Below are 21,229 nucleotides of genomic sequence, written 5' to 3'. Positions count from 1 at the left end.
GCCTACAGAGATCTTATGGACTCCGACCGACAGCGACGAAGGCCCGGGAACGGACCACCTCACAACTGCCGCCCGCTTGATCCCCCTTCACCCGCCCATGCCAATCTCCCCTTCAGCCCCGCACACAATCACCAAAAACCGGCCAGAGCGCCTGCATGCCCCCTGATAACTTCGTTCCCTCTCGCACACGCCGCACCCGGGGGAACACCAGTGGCCCGCTACACCCTCACCACGACCGCCATCACCCTCATCGCGGCGGCGACCCTGCTCCTGACCGCCTGCGGCTCAGGAGGCGACACCGAGGGAGTGAGCGGCCCGTCGTCTTCGCCCCCGCCGTCGCGTACGGCCGACGTGAACCGGCCGGACGTCAGCCTGCCCAAGGACCTCAAGCTGGTCTTCGACTTCGAGAAACCGTCGGACGCGGACTCCGCTGCCGCCCTGAACGACGCCGCGAACTACATCAGAGCGCTGAACCACGGCATCACCGAGCAGGACGCGAAGGACCCCGCGTACGGCTTCTACTCGGCAGCCGGAGCCGCCCGCTACGCCAAGTCGCAGATTCAGGAGTACGTGGACGGCGGCTGGACCCTGACAGGCAAGGACCGGTACTACCAGGCCGGAACCAGCCCCACGGACGAGGGGGAGTCGATCGTCGTCACGTTCTGCGAGGACCAGTCCCAGGCCTACGGCAAGGAAGTGAAGACCGGCAAGGTCCACCGAACTGAGGAAAGCCCGGCAAGTTACCAGAAGTTCAGCCTCCTCATGGCGCCCCAGGAGGGTTCGTCCGTGTGGCACGCCCAACAGATCACCGTGGAGGGGAAGTCCGACGCCTGTCGGAGCTGATCGCCTCCGGCCATGCGCAGCGCCTTTCCTCCACTGCCTGTCCCTGTCACCCCTCTCCTTCACGCCCCTACCCGGTCCCGAAAACCGGCCAGGACGCCTGCACGCGCCCCTGATAACTTCGTTCCCTCTCGCACACGCCGCACCCGGGGGAACACCAGTGGTCCGCAACACCCTCACCACGACCGCCGCCACCTTCACCGCGACGGCGGCCCTGCTCCTGACCGCCTGCGGCGGAGGCAGCGGCGATTCGTCGCAGGACGACATCAACGGGACAGAGACGGGGGCGGCAAGGCCTTCGGCTTCGGAATCGCCGAGCCCATCAACACGTCCCGGCATCGATCGTCCGGTGATCAAGCTTCCAAGCAGCTTTCAACTGACCTTCGAGGACTGGAAAAGCAGCGACGCCAAGCAGCAGGCCGTGCTCGACGACGCCAGGGAAGAGCTGCGGGCGGGATACGCCGCGATCACCGCCGACGACCCCGACAGCGAGTCCGTCGCCTTCTATGACACCGGTTCCAGTCGGTCGCAGAGCAAGAAGTGGATCAAGTCGTACACGGACAAGAGCGTGACGGTCGTCGGCAAGCTGCCGGTCTTCGATCCGAAGGTGACCCTTCTCGACGACGGCAGTACGGCGTCCCTCGGCTACTGCACCGACGAGAGCGAGGCCTACACCAAGCACCGTAAGACCGGCGAGACCGAGGGGAACCCCGAGTACATGGACCCTCACGTGTATTACCAGGTCACACTTCGCAAGAGCAGCCAAGGCGTGTGGCAGAACGACACCGTTCGCTCGGAGAGGGGCGGCTGCGCGAAGTGAGGGCCTGGCGCAGGGCTGCCCACGACCGCCGCGTTACTGGCGACCGACCGCCCTCGGACCCCTCGGACACACCCCTCTCGGCCCACACCTTTGCCGGCTCCAGTACGGGAGAGGAAGCAGGAGCAGGGATGTGAACCCCTCGCCCCCAACGCTTCACACCTCGCACACGCGCCCCGAATCCGGCCAGAGCGCCTGCACGCCCCCTGATAACTTCGTTCCCTGTCGCACACGCCGCACCCCGGGGGGAACACCAGTGGCCCGCACCGCCCTCACCATGACCGCCGCCACCTTGACCGCAACGGCGGCCCTCCTCCTGACCGCCTGCGGCGGCGGAGCCGACGACTCGTCGCAGGACGACATCAAGGGGGCGGAGACGAGCACGAGCAGTGCCACGCCGTCGCCTTCGGCATCGGGTTCGTCCGACGTGGACCGCCCGGACGTGAGCCTGCCCGAGGACCTGAAGCTGGTCTTCGACTTCGAGAAGCCGTCGGACGCGGAACAGGCCGCGGCACTTGATGACGCCGCGAACTACATCCGAGCCCTGGACCATGGCATCGCGCAGCAGGATCCGAACGACCCGGCGTACCAGTTCTACTCGACAGGTGGGGCCGCGAAATACGCCAAGTCACAGATCGAAGCTTGGGTGAAGGACGGCTGGACGGTCACGGGGAACGACCGCTACTTCAACGCCAGTATCGATCCCGTGGGTGAAGGCAAGTCCACACTCATCACCTTCTGTCGCAACCAGGCGAAGTTCTACAGCAAGAAAGTCAAGACCGGGAAGGTCAATTACACCGACGAGAACCTGGACAGTTACCAGAAGTTCAGTCTGCTGATGAGCCCGTCCGAGCAGTCGGCAAAGGTCTGGCAGGCACGGCAGATCGAGGTGCAGGGCCGGGTGAAGGAGTGCCAGGGATGACCATGTCTCGCCGCGTTCTGTACTGGTCGTCCGCCGCTCTCTCGGCCACATTGTTGGGAAGCATGGCCCCTGCGGCCCACGCAAACGGGGCCCCCGGCAACACCACGTCTCCGCCGGCCGACCAGAGTCCCGAGGGGAACCGCCACGGCCGCACCCTGCTGGCCTCGGTCTCCCAGTCCCGCATTCAAGTCACCTATCCCAACGGCCGAACCGGCAGCGGTTCCATGGAGGACCTGACCTCGGTCGACCCCAACTGGGAGCCGCCCGTCTGCTGGTACGAGCCGGTGTTCACGCCCGAGGAGCTCAAGGCCGCCGTCGCGGACCTCAAGAAGAACGGCGGATCGGGCGCTGTGAACGCCCATGAGTTCTGGACCTCGGGCATCTTCGTGGATCACTACGAGGAGGGCGAGGAACAGGACAACTTCGACCTCAACTCCTCCAAGAACACCATGGCCGAGGGCTACAAGGACTACAACACCGGCAAGGACGGAATGTTCTGGCGCAGCGTGGTCCGAAACGGCCACGAGGACGACACCGAGGCCTGGGACTGCGGCCGGGTGATGTTCTGGCAGGACGCCGGAACGATCCCGGACGACCCGCACGCCCCCACTCCCGAGACCCTCGCCGCCTACGCGTACGACCAGATCGACGTACCGAAGACCGAGGTCGAGTTGAAGCCCCAGACGAATTCCAAGGTGAACCTGCCCACCTGGGTCTGGCTGGACAACGGCACCTTCAAGGACGTCAAGGTCCGCGCCGAACTGCCCAACACGGGGCTGTGGGCGGAGACGACCGCGAAACCCGTCGCCCTCCACCTGGAGCCCGGCACGGCCGACGCCGAGACCTTCCCCGCCTCGGGCGACTGCGAGATCAACGCCGACGGTTCCATCGGCACGCCGTACACGAAGGGCAAGGCCGACCAGACCCCGCCCTGCGGAATCCGCTACCTGCGCGCCTCGGGCGGCAAGCCGTACCAGCTGAAGGCATCGATCACCTGGAAGATCTCCTGGGAAGGTACGGGCGACACCCAGGGCGACCTCCCCGACGGCACCTTCGAAACGACCCAGGACATGGACGTCCAGGAGATCCAGTCCATCAACCGCTGAACAGGTCCTCGGCCCGAGCGACCTGAATGGCCCGCTGGGACCAGATCTTGAGCTGCTCCAGGTCGGTGCAGGCAAGCACCCGCTCCCGCACGGCACTCGACACGGGGATGCCCCGCCACTCAAGGATCTGCAACGTGATCTCGGAACGATCCTCGGCCCGGCCCTCCTCCCGACCTTCCTCACGGACCTTCTCGGCCACCGGATTGTTGAAGAAGTAGCGGATCTCCGACATCAGTTCCCTCCAGAGGTCTCTGGCCTCGGGGTCCCCCAGGCACGATTCAATGAGCTGTCCGAACACCGCCGCGCTCTCGCCGTCGACGGTACGCAGGGCAAACGCCAACGGTTCCAGTATGGCGGCGGCCTTCACGCCCCGCCCGTGCGTCATGGCCGACAGAACGGCAAGCGGGACGTCTCGCTCGGCCTCCCGCTCATTCGCGATCACCGGCACATTGTCCGGGCCGATCACCAACGGCCGCACGGTGAGCGAATCCCAGCCGGGCAGCCCTCTGCGGATGGGCTCCGCCGCCCAGCGGGCTGTCGCACTGCTCTGCGTGATGACCACCAGCACCGGCTCACACCGATACTTCGCATAGAGATACGAGAGGTAATACGGCCAACTGGCACGCTTGTCGTCGTCCTTCTTCCCCTGCGCCTCGACGACGAGAAGGTACGCCCCCTCATCCGTCTCCACCCGCATCAACGTGTCCACCCGCCGCTCGACGGGCTCGATCTCCGTGACATCGGTGTTCAGGACCGCGAAGTCACGCGGCTCCGGGAACGGAACACGCAGCACCTTCTGAAACGCTCGCGTCAGCAGCGCAGGATCCTTCTGGAAGACCCAGTGCAGCGCCTCGTGCGACGCGCTGACCATCAGCTCTCCCTCCTGTACGAAGCAATCAACGCGCTACGCCGCGACCAGGTCACACCACAGATACTTGCCCCGGTTCCCGTCCCTGACCAGCGGCTGCCATCCCCAGGCATCTGCGCACGCCCGCACCAGCGCGAGCCCGCGCCCTTCCTCAGCCTCGCCGAGCGCCTCGAACTCGCCAGGGGGCTCCGGTGGTTCGGGGTCGGCGTCCCACGCCCCGACCCGCAGCACGCCGGCCGCCCACCGCACCCTCAGCGCGGCGGGGCCCTCGGTGTGACGCACGGCGTTGGAGACCAATTCGGTCGCGAGCAGCTCGGCGGTATCCACGAGGCGGATGAGGCCGTGCATGGTGAGGACCAGCCGGAGAGTGCGGCGGCAGACGGTGACGGCGCGGAGATCGTTCGGGATGTAGAGGGTGTACTCCCAGGGGGCCACGGCCGACTGGGCGGTCGGCTCGACATCAGGCATGGGTTAACTCCGTTCGATGAGGACAAGTGACCAACCGGTGGCGTCGCCGCTCATCCAGGCAGGACGAAGCGGTGCTCTTCCGGCACTCTTGAATGCCACACGGTGTACGTGGCAGCACTGACCGTATTTCCTAGTTTTAGGAAACTACAAGCGGCTGCCGTATTCTGCCCCCGAACGAGCGACGTCACGTGTGCAGTTGAAACCAGGAGGAGCGAGTTGCCGCCGAAGAGACACCTCACGGCACGCAGGGTGCGGTTGGGCTCCGAACTGCGGAAACTGCGCGAGGCAATGGGCATGAAGTCCAGGGAGGCTGCCGAACTACTCGGGGCGGACTCAGTCCAGATGAGCCAGATCGAGTCCGGGGTAGCCGGGGTGAGCGCCAAGCGCGTACGCCGCCTCGCGGCTCATTACGCCTGTACGGACGACGACCTGATCGACGCGCTGGTCGCGATGGCGACCGATCGCACCCGCGGCTGGTGGGAGGAGTACCGAGGCGTGCTGCCACCGGTGTTCTTGGACACGGCCGAGGTGGAGCACCATGCGACGGCTCTGCGCGAGATCGTGATCACGCACGTTCCCGGGCTGCTACAGACCACGGACTACGCCCGCGCGGTGTTCACGTACATGATGCCGGGACTGCCCGACAGCGAGGTACTTCCTCGGATCGAGCACCGGATGCGGCGCCGTTCCGTGATCGAGGGCGACAGCCCGACTCCGTACGAGACGATCATCCACGAGTTCGCGCTCAGAGTGCGTGTGGCCGACCGTCCGGTGGCGCAGGCGCAGCTCCGTCAGATCCTGGCGCAGAGCGAGGACGGTCACGCTACGGTCCGAGTCATCCCCGCCGACCAGGACGGGTTCGCCGGCGCCGAGGCCTCGATGATGCAGGCATGCGGACCTGTGCCCCCGCTGGACACCGTACTCCGCGACTCTCCCACGGGGACTGCCTTCATCGACGCAGAGCCTCAACTGAACCAGCTTCGAACACTGTTCCGTAAGGTGGAGAAGGCGTCACTGAGCCCTGCGGCGTCACGGGACTTCATCCACCGTTTGGCCAAGGAACTGTGAGGCGAGCAGTGATCGAGACGTTGTGCTGGCGCAAGTCGTCGTTCTCCGGCGGCGGTGACGGCAACACGTGCGTCGAGATTGCCCGACTGCACACCCGGATCGCGATACGCGACTCGAAGGACCCGTCCCGCGGGACCCTGACCGTCCCGGCCGGCTCCTTTGCCTCCCTCCTCCGGAGCCTCAAGGCGCCCACGACCTGACCTTCGGACGCAGCACCCGTGCGATAAGTTCATACGCGCGTTCTGCGCGAGGGCGATGCATGCGTACAAGGGGGACACGGTGTCGTACAGGCCGACGGATTGGCACGTGCTCGACCTGGACAACGATCCGACTCCGGGCGACCCCGGCCGTATTCGCAAACTCGCCGGAACTCTGCACGACTTCGCCGACGACGTGTCCGACGCCCTGCGCGATCTCAAAGGGATCGCCAAGGAGGACGAGATCCTCTCCTGGGCGGGCAAGACGGCGGAGGTGTTCGCCGACGAGTTCGAGGACGCCCCCAAGCAGTTGCGCAAGCTGAAGAAGTCGTACGGCCTGGCGGGCGACGCGCTCGCCACCTTCTGGCCCGACCTCCAGGACGCCCAGGAGAAGGCCGACAAGGCGCTGCGCGACGGCCGCAAGGCCCGTGAGGAACTCACCACCGCCCAGACCGCGCTGACCGGCGCCGACGACTGGGTCCGCAGGGCGACCGAGAAGACGGACTCGTACGACCCCGCCAAGAACGGCGGCAAGGACGTACCCAAGCCCGCCGAGGCCGACGTCCGCCGCGCCACCCGCGACGCCCAGCACGCGAAGGCCCGTCAGGCGGCGGCCGAGCGGAACGTCGAGAGCGCGCAGAGTGCCCTGGACGCGGCCAAGAAGCTCGCCGGCCAGGCGAAGGGCCTGCGCCAGGAGGCGGCCCGCCGGACAGTGACCAAGCTTCAGGAAGCCTCCGACGCCGGAATCCCGAACCGGCACTGGTGGGAGGAGATCGGCGACTGGGTCTCCGACCACTGGGACGAGATCGTCACCGTCTGCAAGTGGGTCGTGACCATCGTCGGCATCATCGTGATGATCGTCGGCGGCCCGCTCGGCTGGCTCGTCTTCGCGGCGGCGCTCGTCGTGATGGCCGACACGATAAGAAAGGTCATCAAGGGAGAGGCCGGCTGGGGCGACCTCTTATGGGCCGCCCTGGACTGCATCCCCGCCACCAAGGGCTTCACCAGCCTCGCCAAGCTCGGCAAGCTGTGGAAAGCGGGGGGCCTGCGCTCCCTGGGGGCCGGGTTCATGAAGGGCATCGGCGGCGGTCTTAAAAGTGTGGCGCAAACTCTCCGCGGAATACGCGAAGGTGCCGCGAGACTCAGACAGGTTGACCGTCTGCTACAAACAGGAGGAGCACTCCGCCGCGTACGTGGCGACGTGGACTTCGTCACCGATTGGGCAGATGAGGCATACGACGTCATCCGTTCGTCGGACGACATCGACAATGTCGCCAGGAATACTGCCGATCACGGGTTCTCCCGGTCAGAGATCGAGCAGATCAAGAACCATCTCTTTCACGAGGAGCACCTTCTCGACAGCTATGGTGACGCCTACATGGCGCGATTCGATGCCAACCCACGCATCGCTGAAGCTTGGCAGAGATTGAATAACGGAAGTCCACACTCGGCTGATATTGACCTTCTGCGACATGAACTACACGAATCAAACCACATGAGGACCACCGGAAGTCAGAGTTACAGCACGGCTCACAAGGCCACGATCGACGCTGGCTACACTTGGGATCAAGCTGCTGCCGCCCGTGACGGTCACGGGCGGCCGGTCACCGCAGAGGAATGATGATGGCTCACTCTTTTCGACTGAAACTGATTTCCAATGGGAACTCTCCACATCACTACCATGCGCTTGTGGACGGCACGTTGGAGGCTTTTCTGCTGCTGGAAGAAGACTCCGAGACTGTTTACCTCTCAGATCGCGGCGGGGAGACTTCGGACAGCATGCGCATGTCGCTCCTGAGCGGAAATGTCGAGGTGACAGACAAGAGCTCGAGCAGTCCGACCTCGCTCGGAGTGGAAGACTTCAGGTTGCTGGCAGCTCATCTCGGCACCCAGTGGAAGAAGCAAGGGAAGGCGCCGACCGACATCAGGAAATTCTTCGCCTGACCGCCACTGTGACAGCAAAAGAGCAGCCATGACCTCAACGGATGTATCGCCCGCCGGATTCTCCCTCACTGTTCCCGATTCATGGTGGGAGTTCGAAATCCGTCCCGAAGGACGGGAAGCGACGATCCGTGACCTCGTGGACGAGCGCGTCAACGAGACACCGGAACTCGCCCCGTACCGTTCCGACCTGACTGCCATGCTCCGCAAGATGGCCAGGGACGCCCACGACTCCGGGGCCCTCTACCTGGGTTGCATGGCGGAGAACTTCGAAGGCGTCCCGCTCTCCGCCACCGTCACCGTGTCCGTCCTCGGTGCCAAGAACCAGCAGGGTGTCGCCCTGTCCACCGACCCTCGGGCCATCGCCGACAGCTTGCGGACGGTCACCGCTCGGCGTGAAGGGGACGCCTGGCGCAAGGTGACGACCGTCGACATCCCCGAAGTGGGCCCGGCCGCGCGGACGTACGGCGTGGAAGACGTGCCCGTCGCGCCGGGCGACCGTCGTACCCTTCGTATGGTGCTGACGCAGACGTACGTCCCCGTACCGGGAACCACCGACCAGGTCGTGCTCGTCTCCGGAGCCAGCCCGGTGCTGGATCTCGCCGAGGCGTTCCACGACATCTTCGACGCTGTGACCGGCACGTTCCGTTTCGTCTGACCCTGACCCCGCAGAGAGGACTTCGGCCATGGGCAAGAGCGACCTCGCACTGCCGTTGACCGAGATGGAGGACTACGGGCGCCGGCTGCGGTCGCTCAAGACGCGGCTGAACCACACCAAGAAGCTCTTCGAGTCGTACAAGGACGACATCGGCGACGGCAGCGTCAACGACGCCCTCAGCGACTTCGAGTCCAACTGGGAGGACGGCCGCGAGGACATCGGCCAGCAGCTCGACGCGCTCGGCGACATGTCGGACGCCGTCGTCCGGGAGTTCAAGAAGCTCGAGGACGAGCTGACCAAGAAGATCAACGACGCCGTGAAGACCGAGGACAAGCGGGGCGGCAAGGGCGGCAAGGGCGGCAGCGAGAAGTAACTTCCGTCGTCACAGGTGCAGCGTCTCCGCGATGGTGTCCACGATGTTCTCCAGGGGCTCGTCCAGGACCGGTTCGGTCCAGGAGACCAGGAGGGTGATGGCCGCGTCCGTCGTCGCGGGGCGGACGGCGTAGAAGAGGGTGTGGACGACCGGGCGGGGGCCGAGGAGGCGTTTCCTCTCCTCGATGAGGTTCTGGCGGATGCGGACCGCGTCGCCCAGGGGGAGGCGGACCTCGCGGACGTCGGGTTCGCCGAAGTCCCTCGCCGTCATGTGCTCGGTGAGGAGCGGGAGGGTGACCTCCGGGAACGTGGCGTCCGGGTGGATCGCGTCGAGTTCGAGGACGGCCGCCACCGTCTGGTGGCCGCTGAGGTACCAGCCGAAGGCGCCCAGGGGTTCGCGGGTACGGCTGTCGGCCGCGGCGCGTTTGAGGTCGCGGGCGAGGAGGCGGGCGTTGCCCTTCTCCCCGTCGCGTGCGTACCGCTCGACCAGTTCCCCTGCCTGGTGCTTGGCCCAGTAGTCGAGGTCGAGTGTTCCGGCGACGGGGAAGGGGACCCAGTCCTCCGAGCACTCCAGGCCGAGGTTCGACAGGTCGTCGGCGGTCATGTCAGTAGTCACTCCGTCCAGGTCGGCGAACTGTGGTTCTTCGCACAGAGGTTGTCGGTTTTCCCGGCTTGGCCGCCTTGGCAACGACGAAGGACCAGCCGATGATGGTCACGAACGACACTGCCAGCGCCCACCAGAACGCCCCGGGGGCGGCGGCGGTCACCCACGTCTGGAACTCCGGGGTCGCCCCCGAGTCGTCGCGTCCCCTCGGAGCTGCGGCCAGCAGGGGGATCACCGTGGAACCCGCCACTACGGCAGCGAAAGCGGCTGCGCACGCCCACCTCAGCGGACCCGCGCCATGCATCCGCCAGTTCCACGCTAGCGCGATGCCGGCCAAGCCGGTCGGCGCCAGGACCGCCATGCTGAGCAGGAACCCGTACGCGCCTCCGGGCCACCCTCGGGCCCAGGAGATCATGACGTCCTGCAGCAGCGCCGCCACCAGGACGATGCCTACGACCCAGGCGACGCAGGACCCGGCCAGCAGCCAGAGGAGGCGTACGGCGAACCGCTCCGACTCCGCCGGCTCCGCTACTCGCGCCATGTCAGCGAGCCGGCGATCGCGTCGAAGAGTTCCACCATGGTCTCGGCGATCGGGTCGAGCGGTGTGGAGAAGGACAGGAGCAGGATCGCCGGAGAACGGGGAACCCGCAGGTAGTAGTCGGCAGAGGTGACCGGCAACGTGTTACCCATGGCGTCGTCCGGTTCCGGTTCTGTGCGCACGCGAGTACGGACGATGTCGCCCGTCAGCCGCTCCATGATGCTCACCTCCCGTCCAAGAGGCCCGGAAGCGGCGAGGCTCACCGCCAGGTCCCTCGGGACAAGTGCGTCCTGTCCCGGTGGGACAAGGGTCACGACAAGGGACGCCGGGATCGGGAGAGGGCCACCCATCTCCAAGCTCACGTAGAACTCGATACCGCCGTTACGGAAGGACTTCCTGCCACGCTTCACCAGGTCACGCCGGATCTGCCGCTTGAGATGCGGAGCATCGTCCACACCCTCGAACTGCCGCTCGACCAGTGCATCGACGGAAGCGTCCAGTTCCTCGGGGCTCAGCGGGATCCTGAACCATCCCTCTGGCAGCGTCAGGGAGTAGTCGCTGGGTGGTTCCGCAGGGCCCGGCGGGGCGGCACGCGACCCGTCGTCGGGTGTCAGGTCGGCGCTCATTCGGTGCCCTCCCGCCCGGGCGCCGCCGTCACCGTGAGCGTCTCCGCGGCGCGATCGGCCATGGTCTGCATCGGCTCGTCCAGTGCTGCCGAACGCCAGGACACCCGCATCACCACGGCCCGGTCCGTCGCCTCCGGCCGGATGGCATAGGTCAGCGTCTGCAACACGCGCCTTGGCCCGAGCCGAAGTAGCCGCTCCCCGCGAATATTTTGACGAATGCGAACACCGGGGCCGGCCAAGGTCTGTACCTCCCGCAGGTCCGGCTCACCGAAGTGGTCGTACGACAATGCCTGTACGAGCTGTTCCAAGGACAGTTCGGGCATCGCCTCGCTCGGCTTCCACACCTCGGTCTCGAGCCAGCCGACCGACGCGCTGAATCCGCTCAGGAACAGGGCCAGGGCGAACTGCGGCTCTCGTTCGCGGCTGTCCTCCGCACGCTCTCTGAGGTCCCGGGCGAGCGCTTCGGGACTGGCCTCCTCGCCTTCTGCGGCAAACCGCTGAGCGATCCGTTCCGCCTCCGTCACGGACCAGGAGTCCACATCGGCGGTGGGCGACAGCGGCAGCTCGACCCAGTCGGGTGGCAGCTCGATCTCCACTGCGATATCGGTCATGTCACTACTTTCGGCGTCGTCTACTTGAGGTCGTCATACCAGTGTCCCCAGACGTTTCCAGGCCCTGCGGCCATGCTGGTGGCCGTCGAGCCGGCCCACACCGCGGACTGCCCCGCGGTGTTCAGCATGGCCGACCGGATCGCCGGATTCTGAAGGCCCACGCTCCCGAGGTCCTTCAGCCCCTTGAGACTTTCGACGACGTTGGCGTCGCCGAGCGAACGCGCGTCGACCTTGAAGCCTCCCTTGAGGACGCCGGCCAAGTCCTTGCCCATACCGGCCGGGCTGAAGCCGTCCTTGATGTTCTTCAGCCCCGGCCACCCCTTCTTGGGGATGGCATCGATCAGAGCCTGTTTACCCGGTCCGAGCACGGCCCCGGGCGCCTTCTTGTTGGCGAACTGAAGCGCCGCACGGGCCGGGTAGCGGGCTCCCGCCTTGGCGGCGGCCTTGACACCCTGCTGGAACAGCCGGGAGTGGGCCAATGCCTTGGTCCCGTTGATACCCGCCTTGGCCCCCAGAGCTGCGGCCCGGCCGACGCCCACCGTCGCGAGCCCGACGACATCGAGCGCCACGTCAGCCCAGCTCCCCTCCCCCATGGCGAGTTTGGTGATGTTGGAGAGCAGGGAGACCACCGTGACCACAGTCGCCAGCACCGCCAGCACCTGGCCGAGGATTGGGACCCAGGAAAGCAACAGAGCTGCCACTCCCAGCCATGAAGCTATCTGCCCCGCCCAGTTGGAGATTTCGTTGACGACTTCCTTGAACTTGTCCCAGAAGCCGTCTTTCAACCCGTCGTTGTCGATCGCGTACTCGATGGCCTCGGCTGCGGCCCTCGCGGCGCCGTCACGAACGGCCTTGGCCCCCTCAAGGGCGCGCTTGGCTGCCCGTACTGCTCCCTCTGCGGCTTCTTTGTCGTCCTCTTTCCGGCCCTTGTCCTTGTCCGGGAGGTCACCTTCGAGGGCCTTCTCCGCGCTCTGTCTGTCCGAGTCCGCACCCTCGGCCTCCGTAAGCGCCTTGTCTGCCGCCTGCTGCGCCCGGTGCAACTCTGAGGCGTACTCCGTGCTGCACACACCTTCGCGGACTTCGGTGCCCAGGGCGTCAGCTGCCGCGTCATAGCGCTTGAAGGCTTTCCGCAGCCTGCCCTCCGCACCCTCAGCCGCCTCGCGAAACTCTGTGGCGGCCTTGCTCTTCCAGTTCTCGACACTGGACAGTGCTTTGATGCTGTCGGCCTGCTTCTGGATCGATTCCGCCGTCTTACGAAGCTTCTTGCCGAGCGCAGCCACCTCGTACGGATCACCCGGCACCGGATCGGACGGCTCGCCCAGAACTTCCCAGCGGTGTGGTGCCGGGCGGGCGCTCACTTCCTCCCCCGCTTCCCACCATGCCTGGCATCCACCTCGCGGAGGGCCTTCGCCAGCTCACTGTCGATCGTTTCGTACGCCTCTGCCGCGGCGGAAGTGATCCCGGCCAGCGCGTTCACCTCTTCGGCGAGCTTCTCCCGGTGGATCTTCCAGTTACTGCCGAAGGACGACAGGGCATCGATCACCTTTTCGCTACCGAGTACGGATACTCCCAAGCCCGAAGCCGGGTCGGCGCCCTTGGTGAACGTGCGGTGGATCTTGCCCAGCTCCCGCGCGCACTCGGCTATTCGGTCGATGTCCGCCTGCTGATCGCTCACGGCTTTCTCCCCCTTCTCTCAGCGGTTCACCGACTGGATCTCCTGGACCGCGACGTCCCGTGTCACTCCGAACGTGCCGTCCGGGAGGTCGCCGCCCTCGCCCGTGGTGCTTGTCCAGGTGATCTGCCAGGTGACGGTGGCCTGCATGGCATACGGCCGGTCGGAGCCGGAGGCGCGCAGGTAGGTGATTCCGCAGGGCGGGGTGTCGTTGGCCTTGCCCTGCGCGTACGGCTGGCCGATGCTGCCGTCGGCGTTGATCTCGCAGTCGCCGGAGGCAGGGTACGTCCGGGCGTCGCCCGTGCCCGGGTCGAGATGAAGGGAGACCGGTTCGGCGGAGGTGGTCGCCGAGAGGCCGGTGCCGGGGAGACTGGCAGTCACCGAGATCTTCTTGAACGTCGCCTTGTCCAGCCAGACCCAGGTGGGCAGATTCACCTTCGTCGCACCGGCCGGTTTCATCTCGATCTCGGTCCCGGGCACGGGGAGTTCGTCGTAGGCGTATTCGGCGAGAATCCGCGGAGACACAGCGAGCGGCTCCTCCGGTACATCCCCTTCGTTCACCCAGAACGGCTGTTTGTCGCAGGCATTGGCCTCGGGATCATCGTGACGGTTCGGGTTCTTCACCGCCGCCCAGAACATTCCTTCACCCTGCTTGTCAACGTTGTAGTCCTCGTACGGCTCCCCGTCCTTGTAGTACGCGTCCAGCGAGTCGCCGACCAGCTTCCCGACGCCGCCGAGGAACGGCACGCCGTCTATGCTTCGCCACGCCTTGACCGTGGTCTCGATCTCCTTGGGCGAAAAGGCGGGCTCGTACCAGCAGGCAGGAGGCGTCCAGCTGCTGTTCTGAGCCGTGAGCGTGCCTGTCCCCCGAGAGACGCCGTTCACGCTTGTTGTGACCTTGGTCTTTGCCCTGATCACACCGTCGCGGGCGGAACCTTCGGCGTTCCCCTCCGTACCAGCGCCCGCATCACGGCCACCACCGGCTACGACAGCGGACGGCACAGCGCTCAGGATGAGGGCAAGGGCGGGGACGAGGAACAGACGCTTCGGGATCGCGGGGCGCATCACATGCACCTCTTCGCCGCCTTGGTCGAGGACACGCTCGTGGTCTGCCACACGCCTTCGGCACTCTTCTCCAGGCGGGAGTTGTAGAACACGTAGTCGCTGGGGGACGCCTTGACCGAGCGGTCCGCCTTGCCGGTCTTGCGGTCCTTGGGGTAGGTGTCCGTCCCATCCACGCAGTAGGTGACCGTCGCCGACCCGTCCTTCGCCAACGTGACCTCGCGGTCGTAGTAGCGGGTCTTGCCGGTAAAGCTGCGGTCGTTGTCGTAGAAGGACTTGATGTACGTCGCGGCCGATGCGAGGGCGTCCCCCTTGGAGTAGAACTCCAGCGCCGGGTGCTTCTCCGCATCGACGACGATCGCCTCATCGATCGAATTGACGCGCCTTTCGTTGTCCGCCAGAACGGCGTCCTTCTTCGCATCGCCGGTCGGACTGCCCTCGAACACGTTCTCGATGTCCTCGGGTAGCTTGATCTCAGGTCGCTCGACCGTGTCCTTGCTAGGCGTCGAAGGTGCAGACGTTGAAGCCCCCGTGTCCGCGCCGGCGATCTGATCCTTGCCCGAGTCGTCGGAGTCGGAGCCGCCGCAGCCTGAGAGCAGCAGGGCCACCGCAGTCGTCAGGGCGGCGGCCACGGTGGTGGTCGTGCCGGTACGGGTGCGGGTGCGCATGAGGGGTGTTGCCTCCTTTGGTTAGAGAGGTACGGAGAAGGGGTGGCCAGCGGTCGGTCAGCCCACCTCGTTCTCCGCCAGCGCCTGGCCGTGGACGACCACGTCGCCGCCGTAGAACATGCCGGTGAAGACCGGGGAGTACGTGAGCTGGACCTCGACCTCCACCTGGGCCGCGTCGGCCGCGACGCAGTGGGTCGCGGCGATGTCCGCGCCGGTCATGTCCATCTCGGCGGCGAAGGCCTTGACCCGGGCGTCGCAGTTCTCGTAGTTGATGGGGGCGGGGCCGCCCACGTCGTCGTAGAGGGCCTCGCGGTCTATGTCCTGGGCGGCGTAGCGGGCGGCCTGTTCGGCGATGTCCGCGGCGCGCTCGCGCTTGGAGATGGACATGCCGCCGTCGATGACGAAGGCCGAGAGGGAGAGGAAGACCAGGGCGAAGATGATGACCGCGCCGGCGCCCGAGCCGCGGTCGTCCAGGTGCGCGCGCCGGCGGGCGAGCGGGCGCGCGCACCACTCGGGTACGAGCCTCCGTACGTCGGCCACGACCGTTCTCTCGACGGGTACGGGGGTTCTCACGCCGTCCTCCGGTACGGGTCCAGCGGGGAGCTGAAGGTCGCCGACAGGGTGGTGGGGATGTCGAGGCCGATCGTGGCCAGGCCGCGCACCTCGCAGCTCACCTCGACGGTGAAGAGGGTGTCCGGTTCGAAGCCGGCGCTCTTCTGGACGACCGAGACCGGGCCGGAGCAGACGTCCGTGAGGTCGGCCTCCGCGGCCCTCCGCGCCTCCGCGATCGCCGTGCCGTGGTTCTTCTGGATCGAGCCCGCGCGTGCCGCGTCCCTGGCCGCGCCGTCGAGTGCGCCGCGGCCGTCGACGAGTTGGCCGAAGGCCACCAGGACGAGGATGAAGAGGATCATCACGGGGGCCAGGATGACCACCTCGATGGTGGACAGGCCCGCGTCGTCACCGGTGCGCCGCCGACGCCGGTCGGCAGGGGCTGCGTTCATCTAGTTCTGCCCCTCCGGCACGAAGCGCTCCACGGGGCCCATCGACTGGGCGTGCACCGTGAGGTCCAGGCCCGGGAAGACCGTCGGGATCCGGGCCGTGATCTCGACGCCGACCGTGTCCTGCTGCGGCTGGAGCGTCTTCACGTCCGGGGACAGGACCAGCTGCGGGCCGAGCTGGCGGATGTAGCTGTCGACCACGTCGTTGGCCTCGCCCCGCCAGCCGCCGGGCTGGGCGTCGGCCGTCGCGCGGGCCTTGCGTGCGCCCGCCTGGGCCGCGGCCTGGGCCACGTGGTCGGCGAAGAAGTACAGACCGAACTGCACCGTTGCGAAGATCATGAAGAACAGGACCGGCGTGAGCAGCACGAACTCGATCGCGGTCATGCCGGAGTCGTCGCCGCGGGTGGCCGCCGCCTCGCGTGCCGCGTCCACTCTTCGGCGCACCCGTCCGAGGACGCCGCGCACAGCGGCCGGCATCCCCGTCCCCGTCGGTTCCCTCACGTCATCGTCCCCGTCAGCCCCGTTTCGCGTGTCGCGGCTGGTCAGCAGGTCTTGCCCGCGTCCGCGCCCTTGATGCAGTCGCCGACCTTGTTGGCACCGTCGCTGAGCGCGGCGTTGATGATGGCGGCCACGACGCCGACGATCGCGACGACGACCGCGGAGATGATGACCCACTCGACCGCGGAGGCGCCGCGGTCCAGTTCGCCGGAGCGGGCGCGGTCCACGCGGGCCCGCAGGAAGGTGATCAGGAAGTCGACGGGCACGATGCCCGTGGTGCCGGTGCGGAAGTTCCGTCCGTTCATGGCGGGTTCTGTCCTCTCGTGTCAGTTGTGGGGCGAATCGTGCAAGTTCTGGGAGTGGAGCGGCTCGGATCTGCTAACCGAATGGAGCGAAGCGCGGACAGCGCGGGAAGCCGCGTCACACCTGGAACACCCGCATCGCCGCCGGGTAGATCAGGAACACCAGGAATCCGGCGCACAGCAGGAGCTGCGCCACGAGCATCGACTGCGACTTCTCCCCCGCGCTGCCCTCGATGTCGGCCAGTTCGCGGTGGCGCATGGTCTCGGCGCGGGAGGCGAGCGACTCGCGGACCTTGGCGCCGTCGTCCGCCACCAGGGCGAGCGAGGCGGAGAGGTCCTTGAGTTCCTCCACGCCCAGTTCCTCACCGAGCTGCCCGAGCGCCTGCCACTGGCTGGTGCCGGTGATGCGCGCGTCGGCCAGGGCGTTGCGGATGCGGTGGGTGGCCCAGCCGTCCGACACCTCCGCCGCCGCCATCAGGGCCTCGGGCAGACCGCGGCCGCCGGCCAGGCTCATGGAGACCAGGTCCAGGTACGCCCCGATGACGCGCCGCAGGTCGCGGCGCTTGTCGGCGGCGTCCCGGCGTACCTCCAGGTCGGGGAGGAAGAAGAACAGCGCGGCGCAGAGCAGGGCCAGCCAGACCGGGATGATCGGGCTGTCGCCGAAGCCCAGCTGCCATACGATCGCGAACAGGAACGGGCCGAAGAACAGCCCGCCCACCGCAAGGAGCGCCTTCGTCGCCAGGAACTTCTCCCAGCTGCGGTCCAGCACCGCGAGGTCCGCGCGCAGCGAGCGCTGCTCCCAGCCCTGCTGCAGGTACAGCTCGGCGACGCGCGCGCCGACCTGGGCGCGCAGCGAACCGAGGCGGCCGGCGTCCTGCGCCACCCGCGACGACTCGTACGCCGCCCCGCGCGCCCGCATCGCGTCGATGCGGGCGACCTGCTGGATGGAGCTGCGTCTGCTCGGCATCAGGGCGCGGACCAGGGCGTAGATGCCCAGGCCGATGACGGCGCCCACCAGGACCGGCATGGTCAGGTTCATCGACGTACCCCCTCGTTCCCAGACGCCGGCGGCTGCTGGGACGGTTGCGGCAGGCGCTGTACGGGCTGACCCGGGTGACCGGAGACGCCCCCCGGGCCGGCCGCCTGCCCCGGCGTACGCGGGCGCACGAACTGGACGTCGGTGCCGTCCCGGACCAGGAAGCGCTCCGGCGTCTCGATGGTGGACAGCTTGCGGAGCCACCAGAAGCCGAGCGCGAACAGCCCGCAGACGCAGGCCAGGACGAGCTGGCCGACGGGTGAGCCGTACGGCTCGACGAAGTCGCGGTTGAAGATGGACAGGCCGAGGACGAACAGCACCGACACCGCCACGACGATCTGCACGGACCGGCGCGTCGAGGCGCGCTGCGCCATCACGCGCTGGCGCATGTCGACCTCCTCGCGCGCCGACTTGGCGAGCGCGCCCAGCACCTGGCGCAGACCGGGGCCGCGCAGCCGGGCGTTGAGGATGAGCGCGGCGACGATGATGTCGGCGGACGCGTCGTCGATCTCGTCGGCGAGGTGCTGGAGCGCCTCGGGCAGCGGCGTGCGCGAGCGCAGCCGGTCGACCAGGGCGTCCAGGTGCGGGCGCAGCACCGGGGCGGCGGCGCGGGCCGAGGCGGGGATGGCCTGCTCCAGGCCGACCGCGCCCGCGATGGTGTCGCGCAGGGACTCCGTCCAGGAGGCGAGGGCCTCCACCCGCTTCATGGCGGCGCGCTCCTCGGAGGCTCCGCCGAAGAGGCGGTCCCAGAAGAAAACGAGGACGCCGGCCGCGATGCCGAGCACCGCCCAGCGGGTCAGGAGCAGGACGACGAGCCCGACGATGGCGGCGGCGGAACCGCGCCGGCCCGCCCAGCGGATCAGCTCGTTGACGCGCTCGCTCGTCTGCCGCTTCTCGTGCTCGGGCTTGGCGGGCAGTCCGCGTACGGCGACCAGGAGCAGGGCGAGGCCGCCGCCGACGGCGACACCGCAGCCGAGGGCGTACAGAACCGTGGTGGAGAACAGGCCCCCCATGGAGCCGAGCGAGTCCAGCGCCGCGAGCGGCACGTGCGTGGTCTGCGTCGTCACGTCCCTCACCCCCAGGTTCCGTTGGGCCGGTAGCCGTAGGCGATGAGTTCCTCCAGGCAGGCGATGGGGGCGTGCGGCACGACCTGGCCGTCGGGCGTCTCGGCGAAGACCTCGCTGGACAGCACGCGGCCGTCGACGCCGTTGACCTCGCGGACCGAGGTGACCATGCGCTGGAGGCGGCCGCCGCTCTGGAAGTCGTTGCGCCGCTGCACGAAGACGACGAAGTTCACGGCGCCGGCCACCAACATCTGGCTGGCCTCGATCGGCAGCCGCTCCGTGGCCTGGAGGGCGTACGTGGAGATGCGGTTGAAAACCTCGTGCGAGCTGTTGGCGTGGATCGTGGAGAGCGAGCCGTCGTTGCCCTGCGACATCGCGTTGAGCATGGTCACGATCTCGTCGCCGAGGACCTCGCCGACGATGACGCGGGAGGGGTTCATACGGAGGGAACGGCGGACCAGTTCCGCCATGCTGATGGTGCCCTGGCCCTCGGAGTTGGGCAGCCGCTCCTCGAACGCCACGACGTTGGGGTGGAGTTCGGGGAAGGTGTCGAGCCCGAGCTCCAGCGCCCGCTCGACCGTGATCAGCCGCTCGCCCGGCGGGATCTCGTTGGCGAGGGCGCGCAGCAGCGTCGTCTTGCCGGCGTTGGTGGCACCGGCGATCATGACGTTCTTGCGGGCCCGGACCGCGCAGGCCAGGAAGTGGCCCAGCTCGGGGGTGAGGGTGCCGTTGCCGACGAGGTCGGAGATGAAGACCTTGCCCAGGCGGGCGCGGCGGATGGAGAGCGCGGGGCGCCGGGTGACGTCCATGACCGCCGACAGACGCGAACCGTCCGGCAGCCTGAGGTCGAGCTGGGGGTTGGCGGAGTCGAAGGGGCGTGAGGAGAGGCCCGAGTAGGCGCCGAGGATCTGGATCAGCTCGATGAGCTCCTCGTCGGTCTCGGCGACCGGCTCACCGCGCGTCTCACGCCCGTCGGCGTACCCGACGAAGACGTGGTCGCAGCCGTTGATGTCGATGTTCTCGACCTCGGGGTCGTCGAGGAGCGGCTGCAGCCGCCCGACGCCGAACAGCGCGGCGTGCACGGCGGCGGCGTACGCCTCCTCCGTCTCCGCGTCCAGCGGCGTACGCCCGGCGTTGATCTCGGCGCGGGCGTACTCCTCCAGTATCTGCGCGATGACGGCACGGGCGTAGTGCCGTTCGTCCTCGGTCGACATCGGTGTGACACCGGCGACCTGGTCCTGGCGGCGCTGCTCGGAGATGCGGTCACCGGCGTCCTGCCGGAACCGCTTGACCAGCGAGTGGTCGACGGCACTCATCGACCGGCCCCCGCGTGGCCTCCGGGACCGGCGGTGCCGGCGGGTCCGGGGTGGCCGGTGGCGGGCCCGGGGTAGCCGGGCTGTCCGTGGTGCCCGACGGGGCCGGTGGGGCCGGCGGGTCCGGCGGCGGGACCGGGGTGCCCGGCGGGCCCCGTGTGGGGCACGGACCAGGCGGCGCCGAACTGCTGGTACAGGTCGGAGGCGACCTTGCGGGCCGACCGGATGAGCAGCGACTTCTCCAGCCGCCCGCGCCGGCGCCCGGCCAACTGCTCGGCACCGGCGGGGTCGTCGGCGATCGTGCCGACCACGCGGGCGCCGGTCTGGGCGTGCACCAGCATGTCGTTGACCTGGCCGGAGAGCTTGGCGGCGTTGTTCGTGTCGGCCACCAGGACGACGCCGATCAGCGGCGCGCCGGGCACGCCGGGACGCACCGAAGGGTTGGTTCCGCCGTGCAGCTTGTTGGAGAGCGCGGCGGCGCGGTCGCGCACGCGGGCGATGGCCTCGGGCTCGGTACGGGAGAGCAGGAGGACCAGCGCGGCGTGCGGGAACAGCTCCGCGGCCGGGGTGTCGCCGCTGACGCGGCCGCAGTCGGCTATGACGTCGGCGGGCGCGTTCGGAGAGTCGGCGAGGGAGGCGAAGGCCCGGCCGAGGGTGGGCCACAGCCCCGCGAGACCGGCGGCCTGCTCGGAGATCCCGAGCCCGACCAGTACCTCCAGGCCGCCGCTGAGCGGCTGTACGTGGTCCCAGAGCTGGTCGGGTACGAGGCCGCGGCGCGCGGTGGCGGCGATCGACAGCATGCCGGTGTTCGGGTTCAGCGGACCGCCGTGCGCTGCGGCGGACCGGTACACCAGGTCGCCGCCGGCCGGGTCGGTCTCGGCGAGCAGGACGCGGCGCGGCCAGACCGCCGCGAGGGCGACGGCCGCGGTGGTGACGCCGGGGGAACCCTTGTCGGCGGCGAGGGCGATGAGGGCCATGGC

At 67.9% G+C, this 21,229-nt stretch carries 28 protein-coding genes; 10 read left to right on the top strand and 18 right to left on the bottom strand.

Going from position 1 to position 21,229, the window contains the following annotated elements; all coding sequences use genetic code 11:
* Nucleotides 1-210: 210 nt before the first annotated feature.
* The 4 genes from IG94_RS0113515 (at nucleotide 211) to IG94_RS0113500 (ending at nucleotide 3,685) form a co-directional block, all read left to right on the top strand.
* Complete coding sequence (locus IG94_RS0113515) at nucleotides 211-843, top strand: hypothetical protein (protein WP_031035127.1); 633 nt, start codon at nucleotides 211-213, stop codon at nucleotides 841-843.
* A gap of 157 nt (nucleotides 844-1,000) precedes the next feature.
* The gene (locus tag IG94_RS0113510) at nucleotides 1,001-1,660 is read left to right on the top strand and encodes a hypothetical protein (protein ID WP_031035125.1); all 660 of its coding nucleotides are present in this window, start codon (nucleotides 1,001-1,003) and stop codon (nucleotides 1,658-1,660) included.
* 253 nt (nucleotides 1,661-1,913) lie between these two features.
* Nucleotides 1,914-2,579: a hypothetical protein gene (locus IG94_RS0113505; RefSeq protein WP_031035123.1), complete on the top strand. Its 666-nt coding sequence runs from the start codon at nucleotides 1,914-1,916 to the stop codon at nucleotides 2,577-2,579.
* Nucleotides 2,580-2,641: 62 nt separating this feature from the next.
* Complete coding sequence (locus IG94_RS0113500; RefSeq protein WP_224326549.1) at nucleotides 2,642-3,685, top strand: hypothetical protein; 1,044 nt, start codon at nucleotides 2,642-2,644, stop codon at nucleotides 3,683-3,685.
* Here IG94_RS0113500 and IG94_RS0113495 read toward each other — a convergent pair.
* Entirely contained in the window at nucleotides 3,675-4,556 is an 882-nt protein-coding gene (locus IG94_RS0113495; RefSeq protein WP_031035119.1) for a hypothetical protein, read from the bottom strand. The two genes, IG94_RS0113500 and IG94_RS0113495, sit on opposite strands and share 11 nt — an antisense overlap.
* Nucleotides 4,557-4,589: 33 nt before the next feature.
* Nucleotides 4,590-5,021, bottom strand: a complete 432-nt coding sequence (locus IG94_RS0113490; RefSeq protein ID WP_031035118.1) for an ATP-binding protein — start codon at nucleotides 5,019-5,021, stop codon at nucleotides 4,590-4,592.
* Nucleotides 5,022-5,270: 249 nt separating this feature from the next.
* Between IG94_RS0113490 and IG94_RS0113485 the strand changes: the two genes are divergently transcribed.
* The 6 genes from IG94_RS0113485 (at nucleotide 5,271) to IG94_RS0113460 (ending at nucleotide 9,258) form a co-directional block, all read left to right on the top strand.
* A complete protein-coding gene (locus IG94_RS0113485) occupies nucleotides 5,271-6,089 on the top strand; it encodes a helix-turn-helix domain-containing protein (RefSeq protein WP_282916617.1) in 819 nt (272 codons plus the stop codon).
* A gap of 8 nt (nucleotides 6,090-6,097) precedes the next feature.
* Nucleotides 6,098-6,289 (top strand): DUF397 domain-containing protein, encoded by a 192-nt coding sequence (locus IG94_RS0113480; protein WP_031035113.1) that lies wholly within the window; start codon nucleotides 6,098-6,100, stop codon nucleotides 6,287-6,289.
* Nucleotides 6,290-6,395: 106 nt separating this feature from the next.
* Nucleotides 6,396-7,907: a putative T7SS-secreted protein gene (locus IG94_RS0113475; RefSeq protein WP_224222172.1), complete on the top strand. Its 1,512-nt coding sequence runs from the start codon at nucleotides 6,396-6,398 to the stop codon at nucleotides 7,905-7,907.
* Between the two features lie 68 nt (nucleotides 7,908-7,975).
* On the top strand, nucleotides 7,976-8,230 hold the full coding sequence (locus IG94_RS0113470; RefSeq protein WP_224222171.1) for a hypothetical protein: 255 nt from the start codon (nucleotides 7,976-7,978) through the stop codon (nucleotides 8,228-8,230).
* Nucleotides 8,231-8,258: 28 nt separating this feature from the next.
* A complete protein-coding gene (locus IG94_RS0113465; protein WP_031035107.1) occupies nucleotides 8,259-8,885 on the top strand; it encodes a hypothetical protein in 627 nt (208 codons plus the stop codon).
* A 28-nt stretch (nucleotides 8,886-8,913) separates the two neighbouring features.
* Entirely contained in the window at nucleotides 8,914-9,258 is a 345-nt protein-coding gene (locus IG94_RS0113460; protein ID WP_031035105.1) for a hypothetical protein, read from the top strand.
* Nucleotides 9,259-9,267: 9 nt separating this feature from the next.
* Here the strand turns inward: IG94_RS0113460 and IG94_RS0113455 are convergent, their stop codons facing one another.
* The 16 genes from IG94_RS0113455 to IG94_RS0113380 all read right to left on the bottom strand — a co-directional run bounded on the left by IG94_RS0113455 (nucleotide 9,268) and on the right by IG94_RS0113380 (nucleotide 21,226).
* The gene (locus IG94_RS0113455; RefSeq protein ID WP_031035103.1) at nucleotides 9,268-9,861 is read right to left on the bottom strand and encodes a hypothetical protein; all 594 of its coding nucleotides are present in this window, start codon (nucleotides 9,859-9,861) and stop codon (nucleotides 9,268-9,270) included.
* A gap of 1 nt (nucleotide 9,862) precedes the next feature.
* On the bottom strand, nucleotides 9,863-10,402 hold the full coding sequence (locus IG94_RS0113450) for a hypothetical protein (RefSeq protein WP_031035101.1): 540 nt from the start codon (nucleotides 10,400-10,402) through the stop codon (nucleotides 9,863-9,865).
* On the bottom strand, nucleotides 10,390-11,025 hold the full coding sequence (locus tag IG94_RS0113445; RefSeq protein WP_052410674.1) for a hypothetical protein: 636 nt from the start codon (nucleotides 11,023-11,025) through the stop codon (nucleotides 10,390-10,392). The genes IG94_RS0113450 and IG94_RS0113445 overlap by 13 nt, the downstream gene beginning before the upstream one ends.
* Nucleotides 11,022-11,636, bottom strand: coding sequence for a hypothetical protein (locus IG94_RS0113440; protein WP_031035096.1), 615 nt, complete (start codon nucleotides 11,634-11,636; stop codon nucleotides 11,022-11,024). The genes IG94_RS0113445 and IG94_RS0113440 overlap by 4 nt, the downstream gene beginning before the upstream one ends.
* A 20-nt stretch (nucleotides 11,637-11,656) precedes the next feature.
* Nucleotides 11,657-12,994, bottom strand: coding sequence for a hypothetical protein (locus IG94_RS39660; RefSeq protein ID WP_052410673.1), 1,338 nt, complete (start codon nucleotides 12,992-12,994; stop codon nucleotides 11,657-11,659).
* A complete protein-coding gene (locus tag IG94_RS0113430) occupies nucleotides 12,991-13,311 on the bottom strand; it encodes a hypothetical protein (protein ID WP_031035092.1) in 321 nt (106 codons plus the stop codon). The genes IG94_RS39660 and IG94_RS0113430 overlap by 4 nt, the downstream gene beginning before the upstream one ends.
* 18 nt (nucleotides 13,312-13,329) lie before the next feature.
* Complete coding sequence (locus IG94_RS0113425) at nucleotides 13,330-14,424, bottom strand: hypothetical protein (RefSeq protein ID WP_224326547.1); 1,095 nt, start codon at nucleotides 14,422-14,424, stop codon at nucleotides 13,330-13,332.
* Entirely contained in the window at nucleotides 14,373-15,038 is a 666-nt protein-coding gene (locus IG94_RS0113420) for a hypothetical protein (protein WP_031035087.1), read from the bottom strand. The genes IG94_RS0113425 and IG94_RS0113420 overlap by 52 nt, the downstream gene beginning before the upstream one ends.
* 57 nt (nucleotides 15,039-15,095) lie before the next feature.
* The gene (locus tag IG94_RS0113415; protein WP_031035084.1) at nucleotides 15,096-15,578 is read right to left on the bottom strand and encodes a TadE/TadG family type IV pilus assembly protein; all 483 of its coding nucleotides are present in this window, start codon (nucleotides 15,576-15,578) and stop codon (nucleotides 15,096-15,098) included.
* Between the two features lie 29 nt (nucleotides 15,579-15,607).
* On the bottom strand, nucleotides 15,608-16,039 hold the full coding sequence (locus IG94_RS0113410) for a TadE/TadG family type IV pilus assembly protein (RefSeq protein ID WP_031035082.1): 432 nt from the start codon (nucleotides 16,037-16,039) through the stop codon (nucleotides 15,608-15,610).
* Complete coding sequence (locus IG94_RS0113405) at nucleotides 16,040-16,513, bottom strand: TadE family protein (protein ID WP_031035080.1); 474 nt, start codon at nucleotides 16,511-16,513, stop codon at nucleotides 16,040-16,042.
* 65 nt (nucleotides 16,514-16,578) lie between these two features.
* A complete protein-coding gene (locus IG94_RS0113400; protein ID WP_031035077.1) occupies nucleotides 16,579-16,839 on the bottom strand; it encodes a hypothetical protein in 261 nt (86 codons plus the stop codon).
* A gap of 115 nt (nucleotides 16,840-16,954) precedes the next feature.
* Nucleotides 16,955-17,875 carry a type II secretion system F family protein gene (locus IG94_RS0113395; RefSeq protein ID WP_031035075.1) on the bottom strand — a complete coding sequence of 307 codons (921 nt, stop codon included), beginning with the start codon at nucleotides 17,873-17,875 and terminating at the stop codon, nucleotides 16,955-16,957.
* A complete protein-coding gene (locus tag IG94_RS0113390; protein WP_043483564.1) occupies nucleotides 17,872-18,885 on the bottom strand; it encodes a type II secretion system F family protein in 1,014 nt (337 codons plus the stop codon). Before IG94_RS0113390 ends, IG94_RS0113395 begins: the two co-directional genes overlap by 4 nt.
* 59 nt (nucleotides 18,886-18,944) lie before the next feature.
* On the bottom strand, nucleotides 18,945-20,252 hold the full coding sequence (locus IG94_RS0113385) for a TadA family conjugal transfer-associated ATPase (protein ID WP_031035072.1): 1,308 nt from the start codon (nucleotides 20,250-20,252) through the stop codon (nucleotides 18,945-18,947).
* Nucleotides 20,249-21,226 (bottom strand): hypothetical protein, encoded by a 978-nt coding sequence (locus IG94_RS0113380; RefSeq protein WP_031035070.1) that lies wholly within the window; start codon nucleotides 21,224-21,226, stop codon nucleotides 20,249-20,251. Before IG94_RS0113380 ends, IG94_RS0113385 begins: the two co-directional genes overlap by 4 nt.
* Nucleotides 21,227-21,229 lie beyond the last annotated feature (3 nt).

This window comes from Streptomyces olivaceus, assembly GCF_000721235.1.
In the GTDB taxonomy this organism is placed as follows: Bacteria; Actinomycetota; Actinomycetes; order Streptomycetales; family Streptomycetaceae; genus Streptomyces; species Streptomyces olivaceus.
The sequence above is the reverse complement of the archived record's forward strand: the minus strand, read 5'-3'. Positions and strand labels throughout refer to the sequence as shown.